Source organism: Actinotalea sp. JY-7885, from assembly GCF_014525465.1.
Classification (GTDB): domain Bacteria; phylum Actinomycetota; class Actinomycetes; order Actinomycetales; family Cellulomonadaceae; genus Actinotalea.
In genome coordinates this window covers 1-12098 of the sequence record NZ_JACEXH010000104.1, presented here as the reverse complement: position 1 = coordinate 12098, position 12098 = coordinate 1, and the positions used below count along the sequence as shown (strand labels likewise).

The following is a 12098-nucleotide window of genomic DNA, read 5'->3' as shown; positions in this document are numbered from 1 at the left end:
GGCAGCGCGCGCAGCCGCGGCCCGGCCGCCGCGACGTCGGCCCCGACGGCGATCGCGACGCCGACGGCGACGCCCAGGTTGACGCCGTGCGCGACACCGGGCCCCACGTCGAGCGTCACGGTCCCGTCGGGCGTGCGGGCCACCACGGTGCCGGCGGGGAGGTCCACGACGACGTCGGCGTCGCGCCCCTCGACCGAGACGGTCACGACCTGCTTGCCCTCGGCCCGGCAGCGCTCGGCGAGCGCCGCCAGGTCCGGGGAGTCGATCGGCAGCACGACGGCGCGCGCCCGCTCGGTGATCTCCGACTTGGCCGCGAGGATGGTCTGCGTCGTGCGCATGCGCTCGAGGTGCGCCTCGCCGATCGTGGTGATGACGGCGACGTCGGGCGGGAACAGCTCGCACAGCTCGCGGATCTCGCCGGGTCCGTAGGTGCCCATCTCGGCGACGAAGACCTCGGTGCCCTCGACCAGGCCGTCGTTGACCGCGCGCGAGAGGCCCAGGCGGTTGTTGAAGCTCGCGGGCGACGCGACGACGGCCTTCGAGGCGCTCAGCAGGTGCGCGACGTAGCCCTTGGTCGACGTCTTGCCGTACGAGCCCGTGATGGCGACGACCTGCGGCCGGATGCGGGCGAGGCGGCGCTGCGCCTGCGCGACGAACGGCGCCGAGAGGCGGCGCTCGACGCGCTCCATGACCCACATCGCGGCGTCGAGCAGGACGGGTGCGCCCACGACGACGAGGGCGACGGCGCCCGGGCCGACCAGCAGCACGAGCGCGGCCCCCAGGACGAGCTCGAGGAGGAGCCACGCGATCACGAGCCGGCGCAGCCGCGCGGTCCAGCCGAGCGACGACGTGCGACCGCGCACGCCCAGACCACGCGGCAGGAACACGGCGAGCGCGAGGGCGGGCACTGCGGCGAGCTCGAGGCCCGGCACGCAGGCCACGACCGCGAGCACCCCGGCGAGCACCGCGAGCACGAGGTCGGTGCGCGACCTCGACAGCCACAGCGCGCCGATGCGCGCCGCCCGGCCGGGCAGGTAGTGCTCGCGCTGGCCGACCCGCAGCCAGCGCAGACCCACCGGCGCGAGCGCCGCAAGGCCGAGGAGCGTGAGGACCAGGGTCAGCGCCGTGCCGCTCATGCGCCGCCGTCCTGGGCGCGGCCGTCGGGGGTGAGGTCGCGCTCGAGCCGGGCCTGCAGCGTGTCCCGCACCGCCGCCTCGAGCGGCCCCTCGAGCAGGTGACCGGCACCGGGCACGACGTCGAGCGGGGCGCCCGGCAGCAGCTCGGCCGCCAGCCGCGCGCCGGCGAGCGGCGCGGCGTCGTCGGCCTCGCCCCACACCAGGTGCACGGGCAGGCCGGCGGCGGCGATCCGCGCGAGGTCCTCGCGGTAGTCCTCGCCGACGACGCGGACGAGCACGCCGCGCATGACCCCCTGGGCCGCCTGGTAGTCGGCGGAGCCGCCGCTGCGGCGAAGCCGGTCGACGACGCCCTGCGGCAGCAGGTGGGCGGCGCGCAGGCGCTTGGCGACCCGCAGCGCGAGGCGCGGTCGCGGCGGGGGCGTCGCCCGGACGAGGGGCACGCCCGTGAGCACGAGCGAGCGGACGAGCTCCGGGTGCGCGGCCGCCAGCCGGACGGCGACACGGCCGCCGAAGGAGTGCGCGACGACGGTGTACGGACCGGTGCCCGCGAGCGCGGCGGCGAGGTGCTCGGCGTACTCGACGGAGCCCCAGGCCTGCGGCGGCGGGGCCGTCGGGCCGAAGCCCGGCAGGTGGACCGCGAGCGCGTCCGTCCCGTCGAGGACGCGCTGGAAGTCGGCGCCGGAGCGGCCCCAGCCGTGGAGGGCGAGCACGCGTGAGGGAGCCGCGCCGACCCGGTCGGCGAGCACGTCCCCCGCCAAGACCGTCAGCACGCGGTCGAGGCTAGCACCGACGACGGAGGCTCTCGCGTCGGGCGCGCGAGGCCCGCCGACGGCGCGTGCCGCGCGTCACCACGGCCTCGGGGAGGGACCGGCGGGGCGGTCTAGGCTCGGCCGCGTGAGCGATCGCCGCGACGTGCCCCGCCTCTCCCCCGCGACCGTCGCGGTGACGGCCGGACGGCCGCCCCGCGTCCAGGGCGGGCCCGTGAACCCGCCCGTCGTGCTGTCCTCCACGTATGTCTCGGCCGGCGTCCCGGCACCCGGGGAGCTGCTGTACACCCGCGGCGGGACGGAGACCTGGACGGCGTTCGAGGACGCGCTCGCCGCGCTCGAGCGCAGCGCGCTGCCCGCCCTCGTGCTCGGCTCGGGCATGGCGGCGATCGCCGCCGCGTTCGGCCTGGTCCCGCAGGGCGGGCGCGTGGTGATGCCCCGGCACTCGTACCAGATCAGCCTCGCCCTCGGCGAGGAGCTCGGCCGCCGCACCGGCCTGCGCGTCACGACCGTCGACGTGGCGGACACCGAGGCCGTGCTGGCCGCCGTGCGGGGCGAGGGCGCCGAGGGGCCCGCCGACCTCCTGTGGGTGGAGTCGCCCACCAACCCGATGCTCGAGGTGGCCGACCTGCCGGCGCTGGTCGCGGGGGCGCACGCCGCGGGCGCGCTGGTGGCGGTCGACAACACCTTCGCGACGCCGCTCGGCCAGCGGCCGCTCGAGCTGGGCGCCGACGTCGTCGTGCACTCGGTGACGAAGTTCCTCGCCGGGCACTCCGACGTCGTCCTGGGTGCCGTCCTGACGTCCGACCCCGCCCTGCGCGAGCGGCTCGCCGCCTACCGGACGGTCCACGGGGCGATCGCCGGGCCGTGGGAGGTCTGGCTGGCCCTGCGCGGGCTGCGCACGCTCGCGCTGCGGGTCGAGCGCTCCCAGCACAACGCCGCCGTGCTGGCCGCGCGCCTGGCGGAGCACCCCGCGGTCGCCGAGGTCCGCCACCCGAGCCTGCCGGGCGATCCCGGGCACGAGCGCGCCGCGCGCCTGCTCGACGGCTTCGGGTCGATCCTCGGCGTGCGCCCGCACGGCGGCCCGGAGGCGGCGGACGCCGTCGTCGATGCGGTGCGCCTGTGGGTGCCGGCCACGAGCCTCGGCGGGGTGGAGTCCAGCCTCGAGAGGCGCCGCCGCTTCGCGACGGAGTCCGCGACGGTCCCGCCGGACCTGCTGCGGCTGTCGGTGGGGGTCGAGGACGTCGAGGACCTCTGGGCGGACCTGGACCAGGCGCTGCGGGGCACGCCGCGCGACTGACGCGGCGGGCGGACGTCACGGTCCGCGGCCCGGCGCGTCCGAGAGAGCTAGAGGCCCTCGGCCTTGTGGGGGCGCGCGAGCAGCGCCTGCGCCATGCGGTCCACGGGAAGCCCGTGGTGCAGGACGTCGACCACCGCGGCCGTGATGGGCATCTCGACACCGACCGTGCCGGCGAGCTCGAGCACGGACGACGAGGACTTGACGCCCTCCGCCGTCCCGCCCGTGGCGGCCAGCGCCTCGGCCAGCGTCATCCCCTGACCGATGTGCACGCCGAGCGTGTGGTTGCGCGAGAGCGGCGAGGCGCACGTCGCCACGAGGTCGCCCATGCCCGCCAGGCCGGAGAACGTCTCCGCGTCCGCGCCGAGCGCCAGCCCGAGGCGCGTGATCTCCACCAGGCCCCGCGTGATGACCGTGGCCATCGTGTTGTGCCCGAAGCCGCGCCCCTGGGCGATGCCCACGGCGACCGCGATGACGTTCTTCACGGCGCCGCAGAGCTCGACGCCGACGACGTCGGTGTTCGTGTACGGCCGGAAGTAGGCCGAGGCACACGCCTGGGCGACCCGCTGGGCGGTCGCCTCGTCGGTCGACGCGACCACCGTCGCCGTCGGCTGCCGCGCCGCGATCTCCTTGGCGAGGTTGGGCCCCGAGACGACGGCGATCCGCGCGTCCGGCACGCCCAGCGCGTGGGCGACGACCTCGCTCATGCGGCGGTCGGAGCTGAGCTCCACGCCCTTCATCAGCGAGACGACGAGCGCGTCGGGCTCCAGCAGTGCCGCGAACGGCTCGAGCGTGCGGCCGGCGGTCTGCGCGGGCACCGCGACCGCCACCACCTCGGCGCCGCGCAGGGCGTCGGCGGCGTCGGTCGTGGCCCGGATGCGCTCGGGCAGGCGGACGCCGGGCAGGTAGGCCTCGTTCGTGCGGTGCGACGTGATCTCGTCGCACACCTCGGCGCGCCGGCCCCAGAGGGTGACGTCGCAGCCGGCGTCGGCGAGGACCGCCGCGAAGGTGGTGCCCCAGCTCCCGGTCCCCAGGACCGCGGCCCGCGTGCGGGCCGTCACCGCTTCTCACCCGGCGGTCGGCGCCACACGAAGCGCTCGGCCGGGGCCTGCTCGCCGCGGATCTCCTCCAGGAGCCCCGTGATGGCGGCCATGACGCGCTCGGTCGCCTCGCGCAGGACGGCGGCGTCCTGCGGGCGGTCGTACAGGTCCGAGAGGTCGACCGGCGGTCCGGCGACCATGGTGACCTTCTTGCGCGGGAACGGCTTGAGGACCGCGGAGTAGCGGCCCAGCAGGTCCTGCGGCCCCCACTGCGCGACGGGCACGACGGGCGCGCGCGTGGTCAGCGCCAGGCGTGCGATGCCGGTCTTGCCCTGCATCGGCCACAGGTCCGGCTCTCGCGTGAGCGTGCCCTCGGGGAAGACGACGACGCACTCGCCCTGCGCCAGGGCCTCGATCGCCGCCGAGAGCGACTGGCCCGCCGCGGCCGTGTCGCGGTGCACCGGGATCTGCCTGGTCGCGTTCAGCAGCCGGCCGAGGACGGGAACGGTGAACAGCGAGGACTTCGCCAGGATTCTCGGCGCGATCCCGTTGTCGTACAGGAAGTGCGCGAACGTCAGGGGGTCGATGTTCGACATGTGGTTCGCCGCGGCGATGAAGCCGCCCTCCTGACGGAGGTGCTCGGTGCCGCGCCAGTCGCGGACCGTCATCGCCAGGAGGGGCGGGCGCACGACGCGCGCGATGGTGCGGTAGGCGCGGTTCGCGCGCTGGGGGGCGGGCACGGGAGCCGATGCTACCCGTGCCCCGCCGTCCCCAGCCCGCGCCTCAGCTGCGGTCGAACTCGGCGCCGAGCGCGGTGAGCTTGTCCATGAAGTGCTCGTAGCCGCGGTCGATGAGGTCGATGCCCCGCACCGCGGAGACGCCCTTGGCCGTGAGGGCCGCGATGAGGTGGCTGAACCCGCCGCGCAGGTCCGGCACCTCGATGTCGGCGGCCGCGAGCGGCGTCGGGCCCGAGACGACGGCCGAGTGGTAGAAGTTCCGCTGGCCGAACCGGCACGGGTGGCCGCCGAGGCACTCGCGGTACACCTGGATGGTGGCGCCCATGCCGACGAGCGCGTCCGTGAAGCCGAAGCGGTTCTCGTAGACGGTCTCGTGGACGATCGACAGGCCCTTGGCCTGCGTCAGGGCGACGACGAGCGGCTGCTGCCAGTCCGTCATGAAGCCGGGGTGCACGTCGGTCTCGAGGACGATCGAGCGCAGGTCGCCGCCGGGGTGGAAGAAGCGGATGCCGTCGTCGAGCACGTCGAACTCCCCGCCGACCTTGCGGAAGGTGTTGAGGAAGGTCGTCATCTCGGGCTGCGTCGCGCCGCGCACGGTGATGTCGCCGGCCGTGGCGAGCGCCGCCGAGGCCCACGACGCCGCCTCGATGCGGTCCGAGAGCGCGGTGTGGCGGTAGCCCATCAGGCGGGGCACGCCCTCGATCCGGATGACGCGGTCCGTGTCGACCGAGATGATCGCGCCCATCTTCTGCAGCACGTTGATCAGGTCGAGGATCTCCGGCTCGATCGCGGCGTTCGTCAGCTCGGTGAGGCCCTCGGCGCGCACGGCCGTGAGGAGCAGCTGCTCGGTCGCGCCGACGCTCGGGTACGGCAGGGACACCTTGGTGCCGTGCAGGCCGCGCGGGGCGCGGATGTGGATCCCCTGCTCGCGCTTCTCCACGACGGCGCCGAACTGGCGCAGGATGTCGAGGTGGAAGTTGATCGGCCGGTCGCCGATCCGGCAGCCGCCGAGGTCGGGGATGAACGCCTCGCCGAGGCGGTGCAGCAGCGGCCCGCAGAACAGGATCGGGATGCGGCTGGAGCCGGCGTGCGCGTCGATGTCCGCCACGTGGGCCGACTCGACGTTGCTCGGGTCGAGCCGCAGGACCCCGGCGCGGGGGTCGGACGTCACCTGGACGCCGTGCAGCTCGAGCAGGCCCGTGACCACGCCGACGTCGCGGATCACGGGGACGTTGCGCAGCTCGCTCGGCCCCTCGCCGAGGAGGGACGCGACCATCGCCTTGGAGACGAAGTTCTTCGCGCCGCGGACGGTGATCTCGCCGTTGAGGGGCGTGCCACCGTGGATGTGCAGGACGTCAGGCATGGGCCCATCGTCGCCTACGCGAGGTGGTACGTCACGCCGGCGTCCGCGCGGAGGTCACGGGCGTGTCGGACCTCACACGTACCGTGCGACGAGCAGGTCCGGGGACGTCGCGACGCGCAGGGGCGTCGTCCGGCCGGGCTCCGGTCGACGCGGGAGGTCCGAGATGCGGTACGGGTTCGTGGGCAGCTACGGCGACGTCGCGCAGGTGCTCGAGATGGGGCAGGAGGCCCAGGCGCACGGCTGGGACGGGTTCTTCACGTGGGACGGCATCAGCGTCGGCCCCATGGACACGTGGGACCCGTGGGTCGTCCTCGGGGCGGTCGCGACCCGCACGAGCACCGTCCGCCTCGGCGCGATGATCTTCCCGCTCGCACGCCGCCGGCCGTGGAAGGTCGCGCGCGAGGCGCTGACGGTGGACCACCTCTCCGGCGGCCGGCTCGTGCTCCCCGTCGGGCTCGGCGTCACGGACGACGGCGGCTTCGGCCGGGTCTCGGGAGAGCCGGCCACCGCGCGCGAGCGCGCCGAGCGGCTCGACGAGGCGCTGGCCATCCTCGACCTGGCCGCCACGGGAGAGCCGTTCTCGTTCGACGGCGCGCACTACCGCGTCGACGGCCTGCACATCGCCCCGCCACCGGTGCAGCGTCCGCGCATCCCGGTGTGGCCCGTCGCGGGGTGGCCGTCGCCCCGGTCGATGGCGCGTGCCGCCCGGTGGGACGGGGCCGTGCTCCAGCGCACCGGCAGCGAGGAGGAGCTCACGGTGGACGACGTCGCCGCCGCGACCCGGTGGCTGCACGAGCGCCGCGCCGCGCTGGCGGCCGACGGGCACCCGGTGCCGCCCGAGTTCGACGTCGTCACCCAGGGGGTCCTGCCGACGGACCCGCGCGCCGCCCGGGACCACGTGCGACGGCTCGAGGACGCGGGGGCGACGTGGTGGGTCGAGTCCCGGTGGGACCCGACGACCGCCACGCCGCAGGCTCTCCTCGCGGCGATCCGCCAGGGCCCGCCGCGTTGAGCGGGCCCCGGCGGCGGGCCGGTCAGGACAGGGCGCGTCGGAACAGGCGCGTCAGGACAGGGCGCCTCAGGACAGGGCGTCGTCCCGGTGCAGCGCGACGGGCCGCGCGGCGACGATCTCGACGGGCGGCAGGTGCTTCGCCGGCAGGGTCAGCGGCCGCCACGCCTCGCGGCGCTCCTCGAACGCGGTGATGTCCGGCTCGTGCTGGAGCGTCAGGCCGATGTCGTCGAGGCCCTCCATGAGGCGCCAGCGCGTGTAGTCGTCGACCTGGAACGGGACCGTCACGTCGGCGCAGTGGACCAGCTTGGCCGCGAGGTCCACCGTGACCTCCGTGCCCGGCTGCGTCTCGAGCACCTTCCAGATGAGCTCGATGTCCTCCTGCGCGAGCTGGGCGGCCAGGAGCCCCTGCTTGCCGGAGTTGCCGCGGAAGATGTCCGCGAACCGGGTCGAGAGGACGGCCTTGAAGCCGTAGTCCTTGAGCGCCCACACGGCGTGCTCACGCGAGGAGCCGGTGCCGAAGTCCGGGCCGGCCACGAGGACGGAACCGGCCTTGTACGCCTCCTGGTTGAGCACGAACCCGGGGTCGCCGCGCCAGGCGGCGAAGAGCGCGTCCTCGAAGCCCGTGCGGGTCACGCGCTTGAGGTAGACGGCCGGGATGATCTGGTCGGTGTCGACGTTGCTGCGCCGCAGCGGCACGCCGACCCCGGTGTGCTGGCTGAACTTCTCCATGGGTCTGTCTCCGTTCCGGACGGCCGTCAGGCCGGCTGCAGGTCGCTGCGCGTGTCGGTGAGGGGGCTGCCGTCGGGCGCGACGACGTCGTCGCCCAGGTCGGCGATCGACGAGAGCGTGCCGCGGATGGCGGTCGCCGCGGCGACGAGCGGCGAGACGAGGTGGGTGCGCCCGCCCTTGCCCTGACGGCCCTCGAAGTTGCGGTTCGACGTCGAGGCGCTCCGCTCCCCCGCCGCGAGCTGGTCCGGGTTCATGCCCAGGCACATCGAGCAGCCGGCGTTGCGCCACTCCGCACCGAAGTCCAGGAAGATCTGGTCGAGCCCCTCGGCCTCGGCCTGGAGGCGCACGCGGGCCGACGACGGCACCACGAGGACCCGCACGGAGTCGGCCTTCTTCCGGCCGCGGATCACCTTGGCGACCGAGCGCAGGTCCTCGATCCGCCCGTTCGTGCACGAGCCGATGAAGACCGTGTCGACCGGGATGTCGCGCAGCGGCGTCCCCGGCTCCAGGCCCATGTACTCGAGCGCGCGCTCGGCCGCGACGCGCTCGTTCTCGTCGGCGATCTCGGCGGGGACGGGGACCCGGGCCGACAGCGGCAGGCCCTGGCCGGGGTTCGTGCCCCAGGTGACGAACGGCTCCAGGTCGGACGCCTCGAGCACGACCTCGGCGTCGAAGACGGCGTCGTCGTCCGTGCGCAGCGTGCGCCAGTACTCGACCGCGGCGTCCCAGTCCGCGCCCTGCGGGGCGTGCGGGCGACCCTTGAGGTACTCGAACGTGGTCTCGTCCGGCGCGATCATGCCGGCGCGCGCGCCGGCCTCGATCGACATGTTGCAGATCGTCATGCGCGCCTCCATGGACAGCGCACGGATGGCCTCGCCGCGGTACTCGAGCACGTAGCCCTGGCCGCCACCGGTCCCGATCTTGGCGATGATCGCGAGGATGATGTCCTTCGACGTCGTCCCCGGCGGCAGCGTGCCGTCGACGGTGATCGCCATCGTCTTGAACGGCGCCAGCGGCAGGGTCTGCGTCGCCAGGACGTGCTCGACCTCGCTCGTGCCGATGCCGAACGCCAGCGCGCCGAACGCGCCGTGCGTCGAGGTGTGCGAGTCGCCGCACACGACGGTCAGGCCCGGCATCGTCAGGCCGAGCTGCGGGCCGACCTGGTGGACGATCCCCTGGTCCGCGTCGCCGAGCGAGTGCAGCCGGACGCCGAACTCGGCGGCGTTGTTGCGCAGCGTCTGGATCTGCGTGCGGCTCGTGAGGTCGGCGATCGGCCGGTCGATGTCGAGCGTGGGGGTGTTGTGGTCCTCGGTCGCGATCGTGAGGTCCGGGCGACGCACCGGGCGCCCCGCGAGGCGCAGACCCTCGAACGCCTGCGGACTGGTCACCTCGTGCACCAGGTGCAGGTCGATGTAGAGGAGGTCGGGGGCCCCGTCGGTTCCGCGGCGCACGATGTGCGCGTCCCAGACCTTCTCCGCCAGCGTGCCGGCCATGTGCGTTCCTCTCGCGCGACTCCCCCGGAAGACGGGTCCGGGACCCCAGTTCGGCCCTCCCACTTGCGTCTCAGTCATCGAGACGCCAATATCGGCCTATGGACAACTCTAGCGGAGTCGGCGTGCTGGACAAGGCCGCCTCGGTCCTCAGCGCTCTCGAGGCGGGACCGGCCACACTTGCGCAGCTGGTCGCTGCGACCCATCTTGCCCGACCGACCGCCCACCGGCTGGCGGTCGCGCTCGAGCACCACCGCCTGGTCGCCCGCGACATGCAGGGCCGGTTCGTCCTGGGTCCGCGGCTGTCGGAGCTGAGCACCGCGGCGGGCGAGGACCGGCTGCTCGCGGCGGCGAACCCCGTGCTGGCCGCGCTGCGTGACCACTGCGGCGAGAGCGCCCAGCTGTACCGCCGCCAGGGCGACCAGCGCATCTGCGTCGCGGCCGCCGAGCGGCCGATCGGCCTGCGGGACTCGATCCCCGTCGGCGCGACGCTGACGATGCAGGCGGGCTCCGCCGCGCAGATCCTCCTCGCATGGGAGGAGCCGGACCGCCTGCACCGCGGCCTCCAGGGCGCCAAGTTCACCGCGACCATCCTCTCGGGCGTCCGACGCCGGGGCTGGGCGCAGTCGGTCTCCGAGCGCGAGGCCGGCGTCGCGTCGGTGTCGGCGCCGGTCCGCGGCCCGTCCGGGCGCGTGGTCGCCGCCGTCTCCATCTCCGGTCCGGTCGAGCGGCTGAGCCGCCAGCCCGGCCGCCTGCACGCGGGCGCCGTCTCCGCGGCGGCCAACCGCCTCACCGAGGTCCTGCGCCGCACGGGCGAGTAGCCCACCGGCCGGCCCACCCGCAGCCCGACGGACTGCGGGTGGGCCGGCCGGACAAAGCAGAAGGCCCGGTCACCGTGGTGACCGGGCCTTCCTCTGTACCCCCAAGGGGATTCGAACCCCTGTTACCGCCGTGAGAGGGCGGCGTCCTAGGCCACTAGACGATGGGGGCCTAGTCGTCCTGCACACCCGTCGGGTGCGAGGCCGTCGATACCTTACAGCATCCCGATCTCGGTCCCGGACAGCGTGCGCTGCCGGCCTTCGATCGGGCTGGGGTACCAGGACTCGAACCTAGACTAAGTGAACCAGAATCACTCGTGCTGCCAATTACACCATACCCCATGGGGGTATCCGGCCCGCTTCGCCGCCGCCGTGAGGAGGTGGATCGGTGGACCTCGTACCGCCGGGGAACATTACCCGAGCGGACCCGCGCCTCCAAACCCGGGGGCGCGGGACGGCGTCGGCGAGGCCCCCGTGCGACCGGCGTCACACCGCAGCGCATGAGCGCCCGCCCGCCGCGTGCGACGATCTCGGACGTGATCGCGCCCGACTTCACGACCCGCCCCGAGCTGACGGGCACCCACGCGATGGTGGCCTCGACCCACTGGCTCGCCACCGCCAGCGGCGCGGCGGTCCTCGAGCGGGGCGGCAACGCCTTCGACGCCGCGGTCGCGACCGGACTCGTCCTGCACGTCGTGGAGCCGCACCTCAACGGCCTCGGGGGTGACGTCCCGGTCATCGGGTGCGCGGCCGGCGGCTCGCCCTTCGTCCTCAGCGGGCAGGGCACGTCCCCCGCCGCGGCCACCCCCGACGCGTTCACCGCGCTGGGCCTCGACCACGTCCCCGGCACGGGTCTCCTCGCGGCGGTGGTGCCGGGCGCGTTCGGGACCTGGATGGACCTCCTCGCGCGGTACGGGACGTGGCGCGCGAGCGACGTCATGGCCTACGCGATCGGCTACGCGCGCCACGGCCACCCGCTGCTGCGGCAGGCGTCGGCGACGATCGGCGCCGTCCGCGACCTGTTCGCCGCGCACTGGCCGACGTCGGCGGCGGTGTACCTGCCGGGCGGCGAGGTGCCCGCGCCCGGCACGCTGCTGCGCAACGTCGCGCTGGCCGAGACGCTCGAGCGGCTCGCGGCCGTCGCGGACCGCCACGCCGACCGCGAGGCCGGGATCGAGGCGGCGCGCGCCGCCTTCTACGAGGGCTTCGTCGCCGAGGAGATCGGGCGCTTCGCCGCGAGCCCCGTCCTGGACTCGACGGGCGCGGCGCACCGCGGCCTGCTGACCGCGGACGACCTCGCCTCCTGGCGCGTCCGGGAGGAGGCGCCGGCGACGGTCGAGTTCGCGGGCCGGACCATCGCCAAGACGGGACCCTGGGGCCAGGGACCGGCGCTGCTCCAGCAGCTCACCCTCCTGGACGGCATGGACCTGGCCGACACCCGACCCGGCTCGGCCGAGCTGGTCCACGCGGTCGTCGAGGGCGCCAAGCTCGCGTTCGCCGACCGCGACGCCTGGTACGGCGACCCCGATCACGCCGACGTCCCGCTCGAGGAGCTCCTCTCCCCCGAGTACGCGTCGCAGCGACGCGCCCTCGTCGGCGCGACGGCGTCGGACGAGCTGCGGCCCGGCAGCCCCGGCGGTCGCGAGCCGCGCCTCGCCCGCCGCGCACTCGAGGCGGAGGCGGCGTCGCGCTCCGGTGCGGCGGCGTCC

11 protein-coding genes and 2 tRNA genes are annotated in these 12098 nt (G+C 74.9%); 4 read left to right on the top strand and 9 right to left on the bottom strand.

The features are described from left to right. On the bottom strand, positions 1 to 1136 hold a 1136-nt coding region (locus tag IDM29_RS10685; protein WP_255500150.1), incomplete at its 3' end, for a Mur ligase family protein. Beyond that, positions 1133 to 1906, bottom strand: coding sequence for an alpha/beta fold hydrolase (locus IDM29_RS10680; protein WP_182111550.1), 774 nt, complete (start codon positions 1904 to 1906; stop codon positions 1133 to 1135). The genes IDM29_RS10680 and IDM29_RS10685, both read right to left, overlap by 4 nt. Positions 1907 to 2030: 124 nt before the next feature. Here IDM29_RS10680 and IDM29_RS10675 point away from each other — a divergent pair, with 124 nt between their 5' ends. Beyond that, positions 2031 to 3203, top strand: coding sequence for a PLP-dependent aspartate aminotransferase family protein (locus IDM29_RS10675; RefSeq protein ID WP_255491562.1), 1173 nt, complete (start codon positions 2031 to 2033; stop codon positions 3201 to 3203). 47 nt (positions 3204 to 3250) lie between these two features. Here the strand turns inward: IDM29_RS10675 and IDM29_RS10670 are convergent, their stop codons facing one another. Genes IDM29_RS10670 through murA form a run of 3 tightly spaced genes read right to left on the bottom strand, consistent with a single transcriptional unit; the run spans position 3251 to position 6340 of the window. Then, positions 3251 to 4261, bottom strand: coding sequence for an NAD(P)H-dependent glycerol-3-phosphate dehydrogenase (locus IDM29_RS10670; RefSeq protein ID WP_182111551.1), 1011 nt, complete (start codon positions 4259 to 4261; stop codon positions 3251 to 3253). Then, on the bottom strand, positions 4258 to 4980 hold the full coding sequence (locus IDM29_RS10665; RefSeq protein ID WP_182111552.1) for a 1-acyl-sn-glycerol-3-phosphate acyltransferase: 723 nt from the start codon (positions 4978 to 4980) through the stop codon (positions 4258 to 4260). The genes IDM29_RS10670 and IDM29_RS10665 overlap by 4 nt, the downstream gene beginning before the upstream one ends. Before the next feature lie 43 nt (positions 4981 to 5023). After that, positions 5024 to 6340: a UDP-N-acetylglucosamine 1-carboxyvinyltransferase gene (gene murA / locus IDM29_RS10660; RefSeq protein WP_182111553.1), complete on the bottom strand. Its 1317-nt coding sequence runs from the start codon at positions 6338 to 6340 to the stop codon at positions 5024 to 5026. A gap of 163 nt (positions 6341 to 6503) precedes the next feature. Between murA and IDM29_RS10655 the strand changes: the two genes are divergently transcribed. Continuing rightward, complete coding sequence (locus IDM29_RS10655; protein ID WP_182111554.1) at positions 6504 to 7352, top strand: LLM class flavin-dependent oxidoreductase; 849 nt, start codon at positions 6504 to 6506, stop codon at positions 7350 to 7352. A 66-nt stretch (positions 7353 to 7418) separates the two neighbouring features. Here IDM29_RS10655 and leuD read toward each other — a convergent pair whose 3' ends face one another. Both leuD and leuC read right to left on the bottom strand, forming a co-directional pair. Beyond that, entirely contained in the window at positions 7419 to 8081 is a 663-nt protein-coding gene (leuD, locus tag IDM29_RS10650) for a 3-isopropylmalate dehydratase small subunit (protein WP_182111555.1), read from the bottom strand. Positions 8082 to 8107: 26 nt separating this feature from the next. Then, complete coding sequence (gene leuC / locus IDM29_RS10645; protein ID WP_182111556.1) at positions 8108 to 9574, bottom strand: 3-isopropylmalate dehydratase large subunit; 1467 nt, start codon at positions 9572 to 9574, stop codon at positions 8108 to 8110. A gap of 98 nt (positions 9575 to 9672) precedes the next feature. Between leuC and IDM29_RS10640 the strand changes: the two genes are divergently transcribed. Continuing rightward, positions 9673 to 10392: an IclR family transcriptional regulator gene (locus tag IDM29_RS10640; protein WP_182111557.1), complete on the top strand. Its 720-nt coding sequence runs from the start codon at positions 9673 to 9675 to the stop codon at positions 10390 to 10392. A gap of 96 nt (positions 10393 to 10488) precedes the next feature. On the opposite strand, the gene IDM29_RS10635 is transcribed toward IDM29_RS10640, so the two are convergent. Further along, positions 10489 to 10561 (bottom strand) — tRNA-Glu (locus tag IDM29_RS10635). Positions 10562 to 10659: 98 nt separating this feature from the next. Next, positions 10660 to 10731: transfer RNA gene (locus IDM29_RS10630), tRNA-Gln, on the bottom strand. 158 nt (positions 10732 to 10889) lie between these two features. Between IDM29_RS10630 and IDM29_RS10625 the strand changes: the two genes are divergently transcribed. Further along, on the top strand, positions 10890 to 12098 hold a 1209-nt coding region (locus IDM29_RS10625), incomplete at its 3' end, for a gamma-glutamyltransferase family protein (protein WP_188037511.1).